The sequence below is a fragment of the Desulfobacula sp. genome (assembly GCF_014237455.1).
Lineage (GTDB): Bacteria > Desulfobacterota > Desulfobacteria > Desulfobacterales > Desulfobacteraceae > Desulfobacula.
In genome coordinates, this window is the sequence record NZ_JABZFL010000030.1 from 26466 (window position 1) to 44479 (window position 18014).

General features: G+C 37.2%; 20 protein-coding genes. 12 read left to right on the top strand and 8 right to left on the bottom strand.

Annotated elements, in window-relative coordinates; translation table 11 throughout:
- Nucleotides 1-33 precede the first annotated feature (33 nt).
- On the bottom strand, nt 34-927 hold the full coding sequence (locus tag HGJ91_RS04430; RefSeq protein WP_291346494.1) for a zinc ABC transporter substrate-binding protein: 894 nt from the start codon (nt 925-927) through the stop codon (nt 34-36).
- Between the two features lie 172 nt (nt 928-1099).
- On the opposite strand from HGJ91_RS04430, the gene HGJ91_RS04435 reads away from it, so the two are divergent.
- The 4 genes from HGJ91_RS04435 to HGJ91_RS04450 all read left to right on the top strand — a co-directional run bounded on the left by HGJ91_RS04435 (nt 1100) and on the right by HGJ91_RS04450 (nt 3587).
- The gene (locus HGJ91_RS04435) at nt 1100-2122 is read left to right on the top strand and encodes a HAMP domain-containing sensor histidine kinase (protein WP_291346495.1); all 1023 of its coding nucleotides are present in this window, start codon (nt 1100-1102) and stop codon (nt 2120-2122) included.
- Nucleotides 2086-2838 (top strand): response regulator transcription factor, encoded by a 753-nt coding sequence (locus tag HGJ91_RS04440; protein ID WP_291346496.1) that lies wholly within the window; start codon nt 2086-2088, stop codon nt 2836-2838. Before HGJ91_RS04435 ends, HGJ91_RS04440 begins: the two co-directional genes overlap by 37 nt.
- A 165-nt stretch (nt 2839-3003) precedes the next feature.
- Nucleotides 3004-3231, top strand: coding sequence for a DUF433 domain-containing protein (locus tag HGJ91_RS04445; protein WP_291346497.1), 228 nt, complete (start codon nt 3004-3006; stop codon nt 3229-3231).
- On the top strand, nt 3228-3587 hold the full coding sequence (locus HGJ91_RS04450) for a DUF5615 family PIN-like protein (RefSeq protein ID WP_291346498.1): 360 nt from the start codon (nt 3228-3230) through the stop codon (nt 3585-3587). Before HGJ91_RS04445 ends, HGJ91_RS04450 begins: the two co-directional genes overlap by 4 nt.
- A gap of 94 nt (nt 3588-3681) precedes the next feature.
- Here HGJ91_RS04450 and HGJ91_RS04455 read toward each other — a convergent pair whose 3' ends face one another.
- The 3 genes from HGJ91_RS04455 to HGJ91_RS04465 all read right to left on the bottom strand — a co-directional run bounded on the left by HGJ91_RS04455 (nt 3682) and on the right by HGJ91_RS04465 (nt 5073).
- Nucleotides 3682-4410: a 4'-phosphopantetheinyl transferase superfamily protein gene (locus HGJ91_RS04455; protein ID WP_291346499.1), complete on the bottom strand. Its 729-nt coding sequence runs from the start codon at nt 4408-4410 to the stop codon at nt 3682-3684.
- A gap of 122 nt (nt 4411-4532) precedes the next feature.
- On the bottom strand, nt 4533-4676 hold the full coding sequence (locus HGJ91_RS04460) for a hypothetical protein (protein ID WP_291346500.1): 144 nt from the start codon (nt 4674-4676) through the stop codon (nt 4533-4535).
- 22 nt (nt 4677-4698) lie between these two features.
- Nucleotides 4699-5073, bottom strand: a complete 375-nt coding sequence (locus HGJ91_RS04465; protein ID WP_291346501.1) for a hypothetical protein — start codon at nt 5071-5073, stop codon at nt 4699-4701.
- Between the two features lie 167 nt (nt 5074-5240).
- On the opposite strand from HGJ91_RS04465, the gene HGJ91_RS04470 reads away from it, so the two are divergent.
- The 6 genes from HGJ91_RS04470 to HGJ91_RS04495 all read left to right on the top strand — a co-directional run bounded on the left by HGJ91_RS04470 (nt 5241) and on the right by HGJ91_RS04495 (nt 11445).
- Nucleotides 5241-5432: a hypothetical protein gene (locus HGJ91_RS04470; protein WP_291346502.1), complete on the top strand. Its 192-nt coding sequence runs from the start codon at nt 5241-5243 to the stop codon at nt 5430-5432.
- A gap of 47 nt (nt 5433-5479) precedes the next feature.
- A complete protein-coding gene (locus HGJ91_RS04475; RefSeq protein WP_291346503.1) occupies nt 5480-8362 on the top strand; it encodes an AAA family ATPase in 2883 nt (960 codons plus the stop codon).
- Complete coding sequence (locus HGJ91_RS04480) at nt 8355-9611, top strand: hypothetical protein (RefSeq protein WP_291346504.1); 1257 nt, start codon at nt 8355-8357, stop codon at nt 9609-9611. The genes HGJ91_RS04475 and HGJ91_RS04480 overlap by 8 nt, the downstream gene beginning before the upstream one ends.
- Nucleotides 9612-9642: 31 nt before the next feature.
- Complete coding sequence (locus HGJ91_RS04485) at nt 9643-9825, top strand: hypothetical protein (protein WP_291346505.1); 183 nt, start codon at nt 9643-9645, stop codon at nt 9823-9825.
- Nucleotides 9826-9900: 75 nt separating this feature from the next.
- Nucleotides 9901-10494 carry a hypothetical protein gene (locus HGJ91_RS04490; RefSeq protein ID WP_291346506.1) on the top strand — a complete coding sequence of 198 codons (594 nt, stop codon included), beginning with the start codon at nt 9901-9903 and terminating at the stop codon, nt 10492-10494.
- A 27-nt stretch (nt 10495-10521) separates the two neighbouring features.
- The gene (locus tag HGJ91_RS04495; protein WP_291346507.1) at nt 10522-11445 is read left to right on the top strand and encodes a hypothetical protein; all 924 of its coding nucleotides are present in this window, start codon (nt 10522-10524) and stop codon (nt 11443-11445) included.
- A 150-nt stretch (nt 11446-11595) separates the two neighbouring features.
- On the opposite strand, the gene HGJ91_RS04500 is transcribed toward HGJ91_RS04495, so the two are convergent.
- From HGJ91_RS04500 to HGJ91_RS04515, 4 genes are read right to left on the bottom strand one after another with little or no spacing between them, the layout of a single operon-like run.
- Nucleotides 11596-13359, bottom strand: a complete 1764-nt coding sequence (locus tag HGJ91_RS04500) for a DUF6178 family protein (RefSeq protein ID WP_291346508.1) — start codon at nt 13357-13359, stop codon at nt 11596-11598.
- A 1-nt stretch (nt 13360) separates the two neighbouring features.
- On the bottom strand, nt 13361-15064 hold the full coding sequence (locus HGJ91_RS04505; protein ID WP_291346509.1) for a radical SAM protein: 1704 nt from the start codon (nt 15062-15064) through the stop codon (nt 13361-13363).
- Nucleotides 15058-15645: a nitroreductase family protein gene (locus tag HGJ91_RS04510; RefSeq protein WP_291346510.1), complete on the bottom strand. Its 588-nt coding sequence runs from the start codon at nt 15643-15645 to the stop codon at nt 15058-15060. Before HGJ91_RS04510 ends, HGJ91_RS04505 begins: the two co-directional genes overlap by 7 nt.
- A complete protein-coding gene (locus tag HGJ91_RS04515) occupies nt 15642-16292 on the bottom strand; it encodes an XTP/dITP diphosphatase (protein ID WP_291346511.1) in 651 nt (216 codons plus the stop codon). Before HGJ91_RS04515 ends, HGJ91_RS04510 begins: the two co-directional genes overlap by 4 nt.
- Before the next feature lie 160 nt (nt 16293-16452).
- Between HGJ91_RS04515 and HGJ91_RS04520 the strand changes: the two genes are divergently transcribed.
- Both HGJ91_RS04520 and HGJ91_RS04525 read left to right on the top strand, forming a co-directional pair.
- Nucleotides 16453-17262 (top strand): DUF3786 domain-containing protein, encoded by an 810-nt coding sequence (locus tag HGJ91_RS04520; protein ID WP_291346512.1) that lies wholly within the window; start codon nt 16453-16455, stop codon nt 17260-17262.
- 230 nt (nt 17263-17492) lie between these two features.
- Nucleotides 17493-17939 (top strand): hypothetical protein, encoded by a 447-nt coding sequence (locus HGJ91_RS04525; protein WP_291346513.1) that lies wholly within the window; start codon nt 17493-17495, stop codon nt 17937-17939.
- Nucleotides 17940-18014: the final 75 nt, after the last annotated feature.

An 18014-nucleotide genomic window follows, 5' to 3' on the forward strand; every position in this document is an offset into this window, starting at 1 on the left:
CTTTCCGCATCGTGCCGGGAAAATCCGGATCATTTATTTTTTTAATACCCCGGCAATGGATTGAGCAATGTTTTCCATGTTGGCCAGGTAATCATAGGAAAGGGGATCTATGAACACCACCACACCGTTTATGGCAGATGCAATTTTTTCTGCTGTATTCCGGTCAAACTGGGGCTGCGCAAAAATCACCCGTGTTTTTTGTTTTTTTGCGAGCTTGATAATGTTGGAAAGCGTTTTCCCTTTGGGCGTTTTCCCCATAGTTTCAATCGCAACCTGTTTCAAATCGTAAGCATCTGTAAAATACCCGAAAGATGGATGGAACACAAACAGATTTTTCATCTTTAAATCTTTGAGTATGGTTTTCAGACGATGGTCAAGCTCGTCCAGATCTTTTACAAACAGCTCGTAATTCTTTTTATACTCGTCCCTGTTGTTCTGATCAATGCTGTAAAGCGCCTCAAAAATTGTATGGGCCTGTGTTTTTACAATCAGCGGACTCATCCAGATATGGGGATCTTTACCAACAGAGTCATGATGATTTTTATTATCCTGATGCTCGGCGTTATGATCCTGTTCCTCCATTTCTCTCAATATGATGCCCTGACGGGTATCCACAACCTTTGCTCCGGCAATGGCTTTAATTTTATGCAAAATACCATTTTCAAAAGGAACTCCGATCCTGAAATAAACATCTGCTGACATGAGTTTTTTTATCTGGTCCGGGGAGGGGGAATAGGTGGCAGGGTTTTTGCCCGGTTTTACCAGGACATCAACTTTTACATTGGTCTTGCCGATTCTTTCAACAAAATATTTTTGGGGCATAATACTGACATGGACGTTAAGGGGCTGCTTTGCAAAGGTGTTTAAGGGCATCAGCCATACCAGGACAGCAGCTAAAAGTATATAATATTTTATAAGGGCTTTCATTTTTTTATTAGCAGATCAGATTTTAACCTATTGGGGTGATTAATACTTGACATATAAACCTTTCCAAGAATAATGTTCTATACGTGCAAGATCAGGTTGTACCCGATATTTATAAAAAATGCCACAAAAGTTGTGGTAATGTATAAGCGATTAATTTGGAAGACAGCTAAATATGCAAATTTTAAATCCCTCTCGATGGTATCTTCATCCTGTCTTCATTTTTACCTGTTCCATTTTCGCCCTGGCCACATTTCTTGTGCTGACGGTCAGCTGGTACATGGAAATCACATCGGCTCTGGAAGTGATTGTTCTGAAGTTTCATATTGATCCAAAATTAATTTTTCCTTCAAAAACCGGGATGACCATACTGATCTTAAGTGCTTTAATTGCAGTGGTATTGATCGGTATTCTTCTTGCATTTATTTACTACCAGAAAACTGTCAATCTTTTCAGGCTTCAGCACAATTTTATTTATAATTTTACCCATGAGCTCAAAACCCCTGTAACCTCTTTAAGGATTTATCTTGAGACATTTATCCGGCACTCGTTAGAGCCTGATGAAATAAAAAAATACAGCAAAAACATGTTGGAAGATATTGATCGGCTTACGGAAAATATTAACAGCATTCTTAATCTTGCCAGGATTGAAAGTCAAAATTTTGATTCCGAAGTTACCAGAGACAATCTGATCAAGCTTGTAAAAAATTTTTGCAACAAAAATGCCTCTCTTTTTCGAGATCTGAATATTGAAATTGAAAATCAATCTACCAACCGGATGGTCTATCCGGTAAATCTGTTTTTATTTGAGATGCTTTTAATGAACATCATTTCTAATGCCATTAAGTATAATGAATCCCCAACGCCGAAACTTACCATCCGGTTTAAAAGCTTTATACAAAAAGTGACCATTGAGTTTATAGATAACGGGATCGGTGTTGATAAAAAGGAAGCAAAAAAAATTTTCAGAAAGTTTTATCAATCCGGCCGGAATCATAAAAATGAGGTCTCGGGATCGGGTCTTGGGTTGTACCTTGTTTCCAGCATTGCCAACATCCATGGGTGGAGAGCATCGGCTACAAGCAAAGGGAAAGGAAAAGGTGCCACTTTTACGATTAGCATTCCAAGAGCAAGCATTACCAATGTCAGGGAGAAGAATTTATGGAAGCGATTGAAAAAAAGCGTATTCTGGTCATAGAAGATGAAGTGCATATTGCAGACGGGATCCGTTTGAATCTTTCCCTCCAGGGGTATCAGGTAAAAATTGCCATAGATGGCCTTGATGGCCTTGATCAATGGCGGTCCTGGAAACCGGATTTGATTGTCCTTGATATTATGCTGCCCATGATCGACGGGTTTTCTATTTTAAAAACCATTCGGCAGGAAGATGAAAAAATTCCTGTGCTCATCCTTTCTGCCAGGGGGGATACAAAGGATAAAGTCAAAGGGCTTCGATACGGTGTAGATGATTATTTGTCAAAGCCGTTTGACCTGGAAGAGTTTCTTTTAAGGGTTGAAAGGTTAATCAAAAAAAAGACCTGGTATGAAGATGACAAAAAGGAGAGAAAACCGGGATATAACCTGAAGGTCACACGCAAAATATTTGAAGGTGACTATTATGATTTTGGGGATAATCATATTGATTTTGTCACTTTCAAAGCCCGATGTGCTGTCGGTGAAATTATTTTAACAGAGCAGGAAATTGTACTGTTAAAACTTTTTATTGAAAACAAGGGAAAGCCGATGTCAAGGGAAATGCTGCTGACTGCGGGCTGGGGATATTCAAGAGATACCTCCACAAGGACAGTGGATAATTTTATCGTCAGATTTCGAAAATATTTTGAAAAAAAACCTAAAAAACCAATTTATTTCATCAGCAGGCGGTCCGTGGGGTATGTATTTGACCATGATTAATGCCGACCGAAAATCGCCAATTATTGTTTTTCAGTGCTAAGGTTAAGAAAGAATTTGTTTGATTTCAAAAAACAGAAGTCTTATGGTGGGAAAGGAGGTAAACATGGATTGGTTAAACTTTCCAAAGCAAGAAAAATTTATGCGACAGGATCATAAGGAGCCAATATGTACAATCGTATTATGATAAATGCTAAAATATGCCATGGTCAGGCATGTATCAAGGGGACAAGAATCCCTGTACACCAGATCATCCGCATGCTTGCCAATGGGGATAAAATCGAAGAACTTCTGGAAGATTACCCCTCACTTAAACAAGATGATATTTATGCCTGCCTGGATTATGCTGCATCTCTTGCAGAAGAGCAGGTTACTCCTATTGAACACGCTATATGAAAATATTTGTTGATGAGAATATCCCCTTGGTAACGGTAAGGGAACTCATCCTTCAGGGGTATGATGTTATAGATATCCGTGGAACCGATGACCAGGGCATCATGGATGAAATTTTATGGCAAAAGGCTCAGGATCTTAAATGCCTACTGATTACAACTGATAAAGGGTTTGCCATCCACCGGGATGAACCACACCACGGCATTTTAATCATCCGTCTTAAACAGCCCTCCCGACAGAAGATCCATCAGCGGGTTCTCCAGGCTCTCAAACGATATCCCCCCAAACAATGGCCCATGCTTATGGTGGTTATGCGCGATGCTGTGCAAAGCACATGGAAGTCTCACCACACAAAATGATAAGATTCCAAGCCTCTTAGGAGCATAATTGATCTCGGTAGCCGCCTTTTTCAATCAAAAAATTTTAGGTTTTGGTCAGGCACTCGGGAAAAGCTCAGTCTGAAACAAGAGATAACACATAATCATCATCAATGAATGTTGAATAAACATCCACATCAATTTTCTTTTTGTTATGCCAAATTTCATTATTGATGACTTCCACCCGGTGAAGGCTTTCATTAAATCCTTTTTTTATATATTTTAAATAGGCTTCTTTGATGGTCCAGTTTTTGAAAACAGGAACAGGCCCGGCATCATTTTTCAAATTTAAAATTTCATTTGGTGTAAATGCTATTTTCATAAAAGCGGCATCCGGCTTTTTTGCGATCTTTTCAATATCAATACCAATAGTTTGATCTTTGTTTTTGCAGCATGCAGCTGCCGTATAATCGTTGCTGTGGGACAATGAAACAGGAATATCAGGGTGATGGGTAAGATAGGGGGCGCCCTCATCAAGATAGGAAAGCATGATTTGATCAAGGGAAGCGTTCTCCAAAAAAAAGTGTTGCATCATCTGTTTGATCAGATATCGGCCACTTATCCATTCTATCTGTTTTTTCAGGGCTTTGAAGCTATTGATGGTGCTGATTTCATCATCGTTTAAAAAGGGGTTGATAAAATCATCTTTTTGAAATATCTCATTTATCATTGATTTGAAATTATGATACCTGCCTTTAATGAAAATCGAATCAATGATATCCGGTATTCTGGAATACCAGATGGTGACGCCTGGTTTTGGAGACAGGGTGTTAATGTGGATTTCATTTTGAAAATTTGAAGTCATGGTAGGTTTATATCTCAACCGCTTTTGTTTGACAATATTTTAAGGAGGATTTGTGGCCGATTATTGATATGTCCCAACCCAGCAGAGAAGTAAGACCAGACCCCCGCTAAATGTCGAAATCATCAAAATAATGGTGCCCAACCGGCATTGTTTGACCCTTTTTGCGGCCCCCCGCCCTTTGTTATCTCATCGTATATGATATAATCAAAGACCTCATTATCACCGAATATATTGTCATCTTCTTCAAAAAAATCATCTTCCATCATGCCCCCCGCTTGTGCTATCAACTCATTGTTTTAGGCTGTTTAATTCCGACCGTGATATAAATATTTCCTTTGCCTTGTTCAAATATTCTTCTATAGAATATGGACTATCAACAGACCCGTATGTTGGCTTTGTTCCTTTTTTATCCATAAATGCCAAGGCTATAAGTAAACCAGAATCAATTTTCCCATCCAATTCTGGTATTTTTAATAATTCTTTCCGCAAATCATGAAGAATACCTGCATGGCTGTTCTGAACATTATTTGTTTTTAATGCCTGTTCCCACCATAAACGAGGGATGTCCATTGACAGGTAAGACAAAATACATTTTGCTCTTGATTCGAGATTATCCTCGGAGTTGTCCAAACAAAATGATAAACTTTGCAGCCATAAGCTCATAGCATTCCCTATAAATTAAACCTCTTTTAAAGTACCACAGAATCATTCTATGCTTCAAATCAATTCGGGATAATCTTCGAAAAACCTTGAATTCTCCTCCCCTTAGTGCGATAAAATCCATAACAAACTCAGTTCCATATTCATCATAACCTGAAACGGGGGGCATCATGTATCTATCTGAAGAGAAACGGGCTGAAATCAGGGAATGTATTGAAAAGCAGCAATCTAATCCCAATATCAATCCCGAACAAAATAAAAAGAACCATATTAAATGTTTTCATAATACAACAGGGGGAAGGAAAGTTTCCCAAATTTTATTTGGCGATAGAAATGGGAAAGAAGTGTTTACACCGTTTTGAGATGAAGTGTTCATTTGTGATACATTGTATTGTTTAAAAGGATTGATATGAATTCAAAAGAGGACCAAACAAGTGTTCAAAAAAAAATAATCGAAAAATATAAAGAATTAGTAAAGCAAGATAACAATGAGGATGAAGTTTATAAATGGGAGCTGGTAAAAGAATTTCAATCCAGATGGGATATCGATGCTGAAGATTTTCCTGCCATGATTAAAAGTATAAATTTCTCCAATCTGATGTTTCATCATTCCAAAAAATTTATGGATATCTCTGATAACTACTCTGAAGATATAAGGGGAATGTTTAAGGATTTGTTTAATGAGAATAAAGATCTTAGGGAAAGAATCTTAAGCTTTCAAAAAAGAGCAAATGAATTGTTTGCCGAATATGAACCGGAACTAAAAGCTCAACAAGATGAAAGAGCCATTTCTACGTATTTGACTTTTAGGTATCCTGAAAAGTATACTTTTTATAAATCATCATTCTATAATAAATATACAAAACTCCTTGGATTACAATCACATAAAACAAATGAAAAGTTTATCCATTATTTGTCGTTGATTGATTCCTTCATTGAGGATTACATAACTAAAGACAAAGAGCTGCTGAGTATTTCTAAATCGTATTTAAGTTCAAATTGTTATGATGATTCTAATTATAAAATTTTAGCTCAGAATATTCTTTTTCGAGTTCTTGACAACTCTGACTTTACAAAAAAAGCAACCGATTCGAATTATTGGATTTTTCAAGGAAATCCCAAGGCATTTGATTTCGAAAAAGGATTAAAAGATGATCTTATTGATAATTGGACTGTAACAACACACAAAGATAAAATAAAAAACGGCGATAAAGTAATTATTTGGATTACCGGTAAAAATTCTGGTTGCTATGCTTTAGCTGAAGTAACCCATGATCCAATGGTTATCGAAGAATCTAAGGATGATCATCTGTGGAATAAAAAATCGAAAGAAAGCTTAAAAGCTGGAATAAAAATTACCCATAATCTGATTGAGAAACCCATTTTAGAGAAGAATTTAATTGATTTAAAAGAGTTCTCGAACTTGAAGGTTGGAAATCAAGGAACAAATTTCACATTAAAAGAAACTGAATATTTAAAATTTTTAGAATTGGCGAATTCAACGGGAGAAAAAAAATACTGGATGTATGCACCTGGAGAGGGAGCCAAAAAATGGGATCAGTTCTATGATGAAGGTTATATGGGGTTAGGTTGGATTGATTTAGGCGATTTGGAGCAGTATGAAACAAAGCAAGACATAGCTGATAAACTTATGGAATTGGATGGTACTGGGAAAAAAAAATATAATGATGCATCAGCAAATTGGGATTTTAAATATACTATATCCATTGGGGATATAATCATAGCCAAAAAAGGAACAAGTGACTATTTAGGTTATGGTGTAGTGGAATCGGATTATTATTATGATGAAGATAGAGATACATACAAAAAATGTCGAAAAGTGAGTTGGAAAAAAAAAGGCGTTTGGAAAGAACCAGATGAAGGTCCAATTGTTCAAAAAACTTTGACTGATATAACCAAGTATCCAAAATATGTTGAAAAACTTATCAAGCTGATAGGAATTGAAGAAGGGGATATTCCAACTAAAATGGAGTTACCACTCAATACTATAATATACGGTCCTCCTGGAACGGGTAAAACATATCGATTGAAAAATGAATTTTTTGAAAAATTTACCGATGAACAATCAACCCAAACTAAGGAAGCATTTTGTGAAAATTTAATTCAAGATACTTCCTGGTGGCAGATAATAAGCATTGTGATGCTTGATTTAAAAAAAGCAAAAGTTCAAGAAATATTCGATCATCCATTGTTACAGGCGAAAATAAGAATTTCAGAAAACAAAACCCCTAAAAATACAATTTGGAGTTGGTTACAACGGCATACTAAAGATGATTGTCCAAATGTGAATTTCAAAAAGCGTGATAATCCCCAATTTTTTGAAAAAGATACTCAATCGACCTGGACAATTGATGAAGAGATCGCTAAGGCTGAAACACCTGATTTTTATGAAGTTTTAAAGGAATATCAAAATTTCAAACCAAAGACAGAATCAAAAAAAAGATATGTATTCACCACATTCCATCAATCATTCAGCTACGAGGATTTTATAGAAGGTATTAAACCTAAGCTGATGAAGTCTGAAGAGAATTTAGAATCCCAGGATATAAGTTATCACATTGAAAATGGAATTTTTAAAAACATTGTCAATAAAGCTATAAATGACCCGAATAAAGATTATGCGATTTTCATTGATGAGATTAACAGGGGGAATATTGCAAATATATTTGGTGAACTGATAACCCTTATTGAAGAGGATAAACGAAAGGAATGTAAAAATCATATTTCAGCCATCTTGCCATACTCTAAAACAGAATTCTGGGTTCCTAAAAATCTATACATTATTGGGACAATGAACACCGCTGACCGGAGTGTTGAGGCTCTGGACAATGCTCTTAGAAGAAGATTCTCATTTTTGGAAATGAATCCCGAACCCTCAAAATTATCCCAGGAAGAGTTTGCTTGTGAAGGGGTGAATTTGGAAAAACTATTATCAGCAATTAATAACCGGATCGAAAAACTATTGGATAAAGATTATTGTATCGGTCATTCATATTTTATGAATTTTAATGATCGGAAAAATCCTTTAGAGGATCTCAAGATGATATTCTCAAATCGAATCTTACCATTGCTGCAAGAATATTTTTATGGTGATTGGGGAAAAATAATGCTTGTTCTTGGGAAAGGTTTTATTGAAAAGAGAGTTGAATCCGTGACCTTTCTTGCAACTGAAGATTACGATGATTTTGAAGACTATGATGAGAAACCTGTTTTTAATTTGGTCTCGTCTGATACCTGGACATTAGAGACCTTTAAGAAGATTTATGAATAAAAATATAATACAAGTTTTCGAGCATCAGTTGCTTAAGGTCAACGGTGACAATAAGTTTGATGAGCGCCATTTTAATGCGTTAAAGAATTATGGATATAAAACAGGTGAAAAGTATTATTCTGTAGGTCATAAAAGGATCAAATTTTCAAATTATGTGGGTGTGATCCAGGTTAAAAATTTGACCATTGAAATTTTGCCAAAAGCTGATTCCAACGATGATAACGCAAAAGCAAAAAGTAAATGGCACGATGCACTAATTTCAATGCTTCAAGAATGTAAATTAATTAAATTAAGCTCAATATCAAATGCAAAATTGAAATTAAAATCAGCTTCAATCCTTGATTTATATTATGAAGCATTCCTGACAGAAGCAGAAAGGATTGTCAGGCAGGGTTTAGTAAAATCATATCGAAATGTATCCGAAAATCTCAACAAGATTAAAGGGAAAATTAATTTTACAAAACACACTCTAAAAAACTATCTGCATAAGGAAAAATTTTTTGTTGAGCATAAAGTCTATGATGAGAATAATAAATTCAATCAGATCCTTTTAAAAGCATTAATCACTCTTGAAAAATTATCCAATAATCCCCAATATTTAATTAGAATAAAAAGATTGTTGTTAGATTTTGAAAATGTCAGAGAAAAAAATGTAACCAGTTCATGGTTTAAAAACCTCAAATATGGGCGAAACTCAGAGCGGTATAAATATGCAGTTACTCTTTCGAAACTTATCATCCTCAAATATTCTCCGGATTTGAAAGGTGGGAAAGAAGATGTTTTAGCCATTATGTTTGATATGAATATGCTGTATGAGAATTATATCTACAGGAAACTAAAAGCATTACAGCGCGATTCAATGATTCCAATTACAAGAGTCCGTGGGCAGAATAGACGACCCTTTTGGGAAACAAGAGGTCTTAGAGCAGATATCGTCATTGAAACTGAATCAGATAATTTTGTGATTGATACTAAGTGGAAAGTTTTAAAATCTAAAACGCCATCTGATGATGATTTAAAACAGATGTTTGTTTACAATCTTCATTACGATACCGATTTGAGCATTTTGCTTTATCCAAAAACAACATTGAGTACAAATGGCAAGAAACCTTTTAGAAATTTAAAGTTTCAAGATAAAAATTGTCAGTTAGCGTTTACAGATCTATTTGATACAGATGGACAACTGGAGAAGCGTTTGGGTCATCGTATTTATGATGAGTTATTGAAGGATGAGATAGAACCAATTTAAATTTTTTGATGATGAAGTGGGTTTAACTGATATGACTTATAATTTTGATCTGGACAAATGGTATGATAGTGAATTGTATTTAATTCAATTGAAACTAAAAACCGGTGAAATAACCCAAAATGAATATGATGACGCTGTGGAAATCCTGGATAAAAAATTTGAAGAAATGTGGAAACGATTGGATGGGACTTATCAGATAGATTTAAATAATTGAAACCATACATTAAGAGAAGAATATGATTGTTTAGCCAACACCAGCCGGGAAAGAGAACTAAGCATAAGGGGAAAAATGATAACCGATCAAGATAAAAAAAAATTAAAAAGCAAAATATCAAGATATAAATCCGCATTAAACAAAGAAAAGAAAATTCATGGTTTTATTAACGACGGTGCTGGTAAAAGATATATACTGTTTTCCCTGTATTTTTTGCTGGATGATTTAAAAAAATCTAAAAAGTATTTCGAATGGTATAAAGCAGAGTTTGATGATGACTCTGGGGAACCTGTTCAAAAATTATGTTGGGCTGTGAGCCTGTTTAGAATGAAGCATATGGATGAAGGCAAATATATGCTGGCTGATTTAATGCTATCAAATCTTTATATAATACCAAAAGTTCTTGGCCTGGATATTAAAAAGTATGATATCTGGCATTCCTCAAGTGATGAATTTATTGATTATTTCGATTACATTCCGAATGAGGTTCTGGAATCGTTAAGCGAAAAAGATAAAAATTGGATTGAAGAATCCTATGATTCTTTTGTATTCAAACGTATCAGACAAAGATATATTGAAATATACCACAATTTGTTAACGATAAAAGATTCTGAAGAACGTGGTCAAATCCTTGAGGAATCATATTCTTTGCTTGATCAACTTAAATAGTTAAAAAATAAGGACCATTTTCCAAACATGGGGCCAATATCAAAAAAAGTAATTGCAGGATTTAAAAAAGCTAAAAACCAAAAAATTATAGACTTTAAAGAGCTTAAAGAAGCAAAAGCATATTCACAAGATCTGCATAAAACAGTGGTCTCAGAAGATGATTTGGAAAAGTATGATCCTCTCCATGCGGTCTATATCTATGTACAAAACAAGGTTTCACTCCTCGTAGAACAATTATCCGACTTGCCTGCTTTATCGAAACTGACAAATATTCTTGAACAGGCAGATGATATTTATTTGCCGTCATCCCCCCCAAAGAGTCCACTTACAAAGTCTTATTTCACATGCTGGGGATTTTTTGATCTTTGTGTTGGAATTAAAAAAGAATCCTTTGGGACTGTCATTCTTGATCTATTGAAAAATCTAAAAGCAGATCCTTGGTTGATCAAAATTATTGAATGTATGCAAAGCTCCAGAATGGGAATTTTTATCCATAAGAGGAATTTGGATAGATATGTAATTTTAGAGGAGTTGGTAACCAGGGAAGAAATAAAAGTTATTGTACCTGCCGGTTATCAGGGAAAGAAAGATGAGATATGGTATGCCCGTGTGATGCCAGATCCATATAAAAATTTGAGTTATGGATACTCATTAGTATTTACAACCCCATATATCCTTGTAGATATAAATGGCAATCTGGGATCTTCAGCAAAACGGGATGATTGGGAAGCGTTCTTTGATCGGAATTTAAAAGCAGCAGGGAAAAAAGACAAAATCAAAGCATATAAATCCTTTATGAAATACGGGAAAAACAAATATTTTTGGAATGAATATATTTTTGAAGGTTATGTGAACTATCAAGAAGATATGATAATGCTTGCAGGATTTCCAGATATTCCTTTAAGCATGCCCCATTCAGAAGAAAGCCAAAAAGAACGGGGGGAAATATAAAAATGAAATCCATAAACAGATATTTGAAGAAGAACTTGAATCTTGGATGACTGATCCGGATGTCTACGGTGGACCCCAATATCAAGACAGTTTTTTACTCAATTTAAGCGTCATGTTCGCATGAATCTTCCAAGAAAATTTGGCCTGGCTCTACCCATCCTTTAGTAAAAAATGAGGGATAAATCTGGGATCAATGTTTTTGGGAGAGACAGCGCTGTATTCCTCTTCAAGTTCTTTGATTAAATCTGTTAAGACCTCAAGAAATTCTTTTGTCAGATTTGATTCGTTTATGCCGGTGGCTTCTGCTGTCCAGGTGATCAGGTCGTTTAATTGTATCTGTCCGGTTTTGCCGGTGTCCGTGGATGAAAACAGGGCAATGAAAAACTCTTTGAAAGTGGTCGTGTTAATGGGTTTGAGGGTGGGTTCCAGGTTCAGGCGATCTTTTGTCCACAGGGTTAAAATTAATGTTTTATAGGTTAAGATGCCTTCTTTAAAAGAGGTGATATCTACGGTTAATTTGTCCAGCATTGTATCCAGAGCGATGACTTGTTCCAGGGTTCTGCTGGTCTGGAAAATGTCTGAAAGGGAGCTGAAATTCCGATATACTTCTTTGCCGGATGCATAATTGTCATAATACAATGGACGCTCAAGGAATAGACCGCCTATTATGCCTAAATAATTTTCTCCAAAAAAACTTAGGGGAAGATGATTCTTGTTGGCAAAGCTTTGTTTAAACCAGTTGAGTGCTTTTGTCTTCAGGGTGATGCCCGCCCTTGAGCCGGTTCTGAAGATGTCTTCAAGAAAATATTCCTGGATAACCTCTTTGGCAAGCTCTGGTTTGCAGTTTCCTTTCAGAATGACCTCGAGCCCGAGATTTAGATACGCACAGGCCTTTTTAATGACTTTTCCCAGAATATCTCTGGATTGAATTTTCACTTTATCGGCAGAAATAATTTTATTAATTAATGCGGCAAGCTCGGATTCCAGATGAAGGATGACCGTAGAATCGAAAAATTTAAGGGAGGTTACAAACAGGTCATCTCCTTCAATAAATGCAGAGAAAAACTGGGGGGGTAAGGGAATCTCCGGATCAAACGGTTCTTGCCTGAAAAGAGAATTGTCCGGCCGTTTGCGAAGTGAAGAAAGTCGGGTGGGCTGATAAATGCCAATGGCTTCATGGGTTGGCAAAAATCCTTTTTCAGCCAGTCGGATGGTTTTAAGCCGGAATTGTTCTTCTTCGACTTCAGCCGGCAGTACAGATCGGGTTTCCAGTAAAAGCCCATGAAAGACCGACAGATCCATATCTGCCACAGTTCTTACCATTTTTTCGATCAATTCCCAGGCGTCCTGTTTGTCTTCTGGCTTTGGGCTGTCGTCATCTGGGGTCTTATCGGTGTCTTCGTCAGAGGGTTGCGGTTTGTTGGGAAACCGGAAATAAAATTTGTCATCAAGGGTGATATAATCATCAAAATCATCCGGGGTTGGATCGTCATGTTCCCTGACGCAGATGTCCATGTTTTTAAACAGATAGAATTCAAAAAAATCAGGTTTTTCTTTGATGACCCATCGCAGAAGCCTTTTGGGATCCGCCTGGAAAAGCAGATCAAATGTCTTTGTCATATATTCAAGATCAAGCCGGTCATTGTCCCAGGCTTCCACATCCAGGATATATTCCCATTGTTCCGACGTGGCCATGGACAGGACGGGGATGAAATCAGAGGGTCCTATTTTGTGCATGAGATAATAGAGGTCCTGGTCTGGAAAAGACTGTACCATTGTGGCTGGTGACGGGGCATCAAGAATTAATTCCAGGGCTTTTTCAGAGTCACTGACAAGGATTTCATGGCGCACTGCCCGAAGTTTCAATTCCTTTTTTTGAATATTGACAAGTTTATAATTTTCTTTTTCGGTCATATTAGTGTCCTGATATTTTTTGATGACAAATATTAATGTAGTGGTTTGTTTCGGGACTTTCCCCAAATTTTTCAAAGAAGTCCAATGCGTGTTTAAACCGGCCCGTATTCATCAGGCAGACCCCCATACAGATATTTAAATTTTTATTTTCAGGTGAATGCTCCAACCCTTTTTCCAAAATGGAAATCGCATCATTAAAATTTCTCTGTTTTTGGTGCAGCATGGCAAGCCCTAAAAATGCTCTGGAATCCGGAGCAAATGATAATGCTTTAGTATACAGCAGTTGTGCTGTTTTGTCCTGGTTTTTGATCCGGATGTCGGCAGCGTATTCTCCATGGGAAAATGTCATGGCAAGCCTGGATAGAAAGTCGGCATGAAAGGGGATTAATTCTTTTATATTGACAAGATCCACTTGCCGGGCAAAGGCATCAAGATTATTGTAAAATTCAGATCTTAAACGATCGCCAAATGCTTTGACTTTTGCAAAATCAAGATGATCATCCACTTCAAACCAGGGAATGTCTTCTATCTTTTGATACCATATATCATCAGATATTAAGTGCTGGTTGACCATTTTTTGATACAGATAGGTCCCCGGGAAAATGACCAGCAGATAAAATATGGCACTCAAAGGCCTGATATCTTTTAGAAGGTCAATACTTTCCTGTATGGTTTTGTCTGTTTCTCCGGGTGAGCCATAAATAAAGTAGGCCCGGGGCAGTATGCCATAGGATGCGGTCAGGGAGAAAGTATTTATGATTTTGTCACGTTTAATGGGCTTGCCAAGAATTTTTCGGATTTTTTCAGACCCTGATTCAACGCCGAAACTCAATTGTATGCATCCGGCCTTTCTCATTGAAAAAAGAATGTCCTCATCAATGGCATCCACTCTTGAAATAGCATTCCAGGTGATGTTAAGCTTTCTGTTGATAATATGATCGCAAAACTCAATCACCTGCTGCTTATCCGTTGTAAAGGTATCATCTGAAATATAAAAATGGGTAACGCCTTTTTTTACAAGACTTTCCACTTCATCGGCAAACCATTTTGGAGAATGAAACCTTAGCGTTTGATTTCCCCAGAATTTTGGTGATCCGCAAAAGGTGCACTTGCCGGGGCAGCCCCGTGACATGGCAAGGTGCTGATATATAAAATATTTAGACGGGTGAACCAGTGTGTCAAGTACTTCAACCCGGTGCCTTGTAGAAGTTCGGACAATGCGGTTATCTTTTTTAAAGACAAGACCGTTAATATTTTTAAAGGGCCCAATGCTTTTATTTTCAAGTTGAGTTATAAGTTCAAGAAAGGTGATTTCACCCTCTCCTGCAACAATAAAATCAATGTCAGGACAGGCAGTCAAAAGATGGCGGGCAAGAAAGGTCGGTGCAGGCCCGCCAAAAACAATGGTGATATCCGGGTTGAACTGTTTGGCTGCTCTTGCACATTCCATTGCGTTCCAGCGGTTCGGATTGATTACGGAAAACCCGATAACATCCGGTTGTTCGGTTGTGACAAGTTTTTTAAACACTTTAACAGGGTCGTCCCTGCCATCTGCCAGGTTGACAAGTTTTGTTTCAAATGAGTTTTCAATTAGCAGCGCCCCAATATAGTAGAGCCCTATGGGAACGATGTGGGCATCTTCCCCGGAAATTCTTGTATCAAGACAAGAGGGGTTTACAAGAAGAATTTTTTTTTGCTTTACCATGAACCCATGATAATGTCGGCAAGTTTTCTTTTGGGAACATGATGGATCTGGTTTTCATCGCGCCAGTATTTGATATCCCCGGCTTCATTTAATTCATCAATCTGGATCTCTTCAACCGGTTTTCCCAAAGCCACCACCAGTTTGACTTTCAGGTGATCCCCGATATCCAGAAACACTTTGAGCTTCTTGATATTGGTAGAGCCGAACATACATCCGCCAAGCCCCATAGCCCTTGCTCCCAGAAGCATGGTCTGGGCAGCGATGCCGTGATCACACCAGAATTTGTCGGAAATAGTGTGGTCACCCATGATGACAATATAGGCGGAAGGCCGTTCTTCTTTTACAGGGCCTTTCCAGTCTTTGAGATATGCGGCCCAGCCAAGACAGGAAAAGATCTCTTCATTTTTATTCTCATCGCAGCAGATCACATATTTCAAGGGCTGCATATTGGCACCCGATGCACAGTTTCTGGCAAGATCAACCAGTTCCTTTAAGGTTTTCTCGTCAATTTTATGGGAGTTGTCAAACCGTCGGCAGGATCTGTTCTCTTTTACAAGGTTTTTAAAAGATGATGGGTTCATGAATTACCTCCTTTGTATTCAACAGGTTTGAATATTGGCATATTCATATCAATCCACTTAATGATTTTATCAATTTCACTTGCAATTTCCTTTAATGCTTTGCCCCGATGGCTGACCTGCCCTTTTTTTTGAATGCTCAGTTGAGCAAAGGTTTTATTAAAGTCAGGATAAAAAAAGAGGGGATCATATCCAAACCCGTTGTCACCAGCGGGTTCTTTTGTAAGAACACCGTTGCATTCCCCTTCATAGGTTAATGCGGCACCTGTGGGAACTGCTATGGAAATGACACACTTAAAGGCGGCATCCCGGTTTTCTTTGCCTTTCAAGTCATCCAGCATTTTTTTAACATTGTCTTCATCCGATGCATTATCGCCTGCATATCTGGCAGAATAGACACCTGGCGCACCGTCAAGTGCTTCAACACAAAGCCCGGAGTCATCAGCCATGGCAGGATGTCCTAAAATCTTTGCTGTAAACGAGGCTTTTTTATAGGCGTTGTCATCAAAGGTTTCTCCATCTTCAATGACTTCAGGGATAGGGCCGAAATCATCAAGGTTTTTGATATCAATGGGAAAGTCTTTTAAAAGCTCCCTGATTTCCCTTGTTTTTCCCCTGTTTCTGGTTGCAAGAACAATTATTTGTTTCAATGGTTTGCTCCATATTAATTTTCAGGTTTAGTTTGATTTGGAATAATATAAGATCAAGCACACATTTTGTAAACCCCGGCAGATTTTTTAAAAAAGTCATCTTGTGGTTGCCATTCAGGATATCATAATATAAAAAGGTTTTTAAAAAGAGGAATATCATATGTCTGAATTTGCCAATGCCATGGAAGTGTTTAAGCTTTTGGATAAATCCAATTGCAGGAAATGTAATGAGCAAACCTGTCTTGCCTTTGCCTCAAAGGTCTTTTTAGGAGATAAGCCCCTTAATCAATGCCCGGTTTTAAGCCGGGAAGTGATTGAACAATATCAGGGCAGACAAAAGAAAAAAATGACAATTGAAGCATATCGTGAATCCTTGCTGGCAGACCTGAAAAATGAAATAAAATCCTGTGATCTGGAATTTTCTGCCCAAAGGGTGGGGGGCGTTTTTTCAAAGGGGAAGCTTACCATCAGGATTTTTGGCAAACGGTTTTCCATTGATCGTGATGGCAACATGTTTTCGGATATCCATATCAATCCCTGGGTTTCCGCATCTGTTCTGGGGTATGTACTTCACTGCAAAGGTGTTCCCCTGACAGGGAAATGGATACCCTTCAGAGAGCTTGAAGGCGGTCATGAAAGGAATGGCCTGTTTGTCCAGCGGTCGGAAAAACCATTGAAAAAAATTGCAGATACCTATACCCGCCTGTTTGAAGACCTGATCCTTATTTTTAATGGCAAAAAGGTAGAGAATCATTATGAATCCGATATATCACTGGTCCTCTATCCGTTGCCCAAATTTCCTATGCTGATCTGCTACTGGAAACCGGAAGACGGGCTGGCATCTGATCTTCACCTGTTTTTTGATTCATCGGCCGATATGAACGCCACGATAGATATTGTATATGGAATTGCTGCCGGCATTGTTGTCATGTTTGAAAAAATTTCATTAAAGCATGGCGTGGCCCTTTAACGGATTCAAAACTGTACGCATTACGTATCTGAACCCTTTTAACAGAAACAAGGGAATAATTTCTATTTCAAACTTGACGTAACAAATTTTGATATTTTCTAAAAAAATATTGTGTAATATCTCCAGTTGTGGGAAGGCATAACATGTATCATGAATTGTTTATGTTAAATTCTAATGGCATTATTTTGTGTTCTGAATTTTGTTGCGATAACTGAGAGGAGGAAATCAAAGTGGATAAAATTTGTCCCGAATGCATAGATGAGTATGCCCCTGAGAAAGTAAAATGTGATAGATGCAATTCCAAACTTATACCCGTAAATGAATTTAAAATTAAAGCGATATGGCCACATTGTAAAAAATGTCAAAGTGCTATTTCTGAATCAGCTGAAAAATGTGAAAAATGTGGACAATCCTTATACATTATCCCCTTTTTTCCTAAAATTTCGGCATTAATAATGGGTCTTGCAGGCATCTCCTGTGCAGGCTTTTTATTGGAACGGATGGGAGCTTCTCGGACTGTCATGAATGGAGTTGCATTCCTTGTGGGCGTAATTATTTGGGGGGTTTTAAATAAACAAAATCATGTGACTAAAAAAGAAGGCGATATCGCTTGGACTAAAATATCTCAAAAATCTAAATTTAATTTTCGAAAGAAAAAAAGGGATGCAATGGGCTAAAGGGTTATCCGTTACCGTTAAATTTGATTCTTTTTAAAATAACTGGTATGACCTCTTACCAGATAAAATTTAATT

What these genes read in the sequence shown, in the direction of transcription:
- HGJ91_RS04430 (WP_291346494.1), bottom strand. Translation starts at nt 927, where the DNA reads ATGAAAGCCCTTATAAAATATTATATACTTTTAGCTGCTGTCCTGGTA.
- HGJ91_RS04435 (WP_291346495.1), top strand. Translation starts at nt 1,100, where the DNA reads ATGCAAATTTTAAATCCCTCTCGATGGTATCTTCATCCTGTCTTCATT.
- HGJ91_RS04440 (WP_291346496.1), top strand. Translation starts at nt 2,086, where the DNA reads ATGGAAGCGATTGAAAAAAAGCGTATTCTGGTCATAGAAGATGAAGTG.
- HGJ91_RS04445 (WP_291346497.1), top strand. Translation starts at nt 3,004, where the DNA reads ATGTACAATCGTATTATGATAAATGCTAAAATATGCCATGGTCAGGCA.
- HGJ91_RS04450 (WP_291346498.1), top strand. Translation starts at nt 3,228, where the DNA reads ATGAAAATATTTGTTGATGAGAATATCCCCTTGGTAACGGTAAGGGAA.
- HGJ91_RS04455 (WP_291346499.1), bottom strand. Translation starts at nt 4,410, where the DNA reads ATGACTTCAAATTTTCAAAATGAAATCCACATTAACACCCTGTCTCCA.
- HGJ91_RS04460 (WP_291346500.1), bottom strand. Translation starts at nt 4,676, where the DNA reads ATGATGGAAGATGATTTTTTTGAAGAAGATGACAATATATTCGGTGAT.
- HGJ91_RS04465 (WP_291346501.1), bottom strand. Translation starts at nt 5,073, where the DNA reads ATGAGCTTATGGCTGCAAAGTTTATCATTTTGTTTGGACAACTCCGAG.
- HGJ91_RS04470 (WP_291346502.1), top strand. Translation starts at nt 5,241, where the DNA reads ATGTATCTATCTGAAGAGAAACGGGCTGAAATCAGGGAATGTATTGAA.
- HGJ91_RS04475 (WP_291346503.1), top strand. Translation starts at nt 5,480, where the DNA reads ATGAATTCAAAAGAGGACCAAACAAGTGTTCAAAAAAAAATAATCGAA.
- HGJ91_RS04480 (WP_291346504.1), top strand. Translation starts at nt 8,355, where the DNA reads ATGAATAAAAATATAATACAAGTTTTCGAGCATCAGTTGCTTAAGGTC.
- HGJ91_RS04485 (WP_291346505.1), top strand. Translation starts at nt 9,643, where the DNA reads ATGACTTATAATTTTGATCTGGACAAATGGTATGATAGTGAATTGTAT.
- HGJ91_RS04490 (WP_291346506.1), top strand. Translation starts at nt 9,901, where the DNA reads ATGATAACCGATCAAGATAAAAAAAAATTAAAAAGCAAAATATCAAGA.
- HGJ91_RS04495 (WP_291346507.1), top strand. Translation starts at nt 10,522, where the DNA reads ATGGGGCCAATATCAAAAAAAGTAATTGCAGGATTTAAAAAAGCTAAA.
- HGJ91_RS04500 (WP_291346508.1), bottom strand. Translation starts at nt 13,359, where the DNA reads ATGACCGAAAAAGAAAATTATAAACTTGTCAATATTCAAAAAAAGGAA.
- HGJ91_RS04505 (WP_291346509.1), bottom strand. Translation starts at nt 15,064, where the DNA reads ATGGTAAAGCAAAAAAAAATTCTTCTTGTAAACCCCTCTTGTCTTGAT.
- HGJ91_RS04510 (WP_291346510.1), bottom strand. Translation starts at nt 15,645, where the DNA reads ATGAACCCATCATCTTTTAAAAACCTTGTAAAAGAGAACAGATCCTGC.
- HGJ91_RS04520 (WP_291346512.1), top strand. Translation starts at nt 16,453, where the DNA reads ATGTCTGAATTTGCCAATGCCATGGAAGTGTTTAAGCTTTTGGATAAA.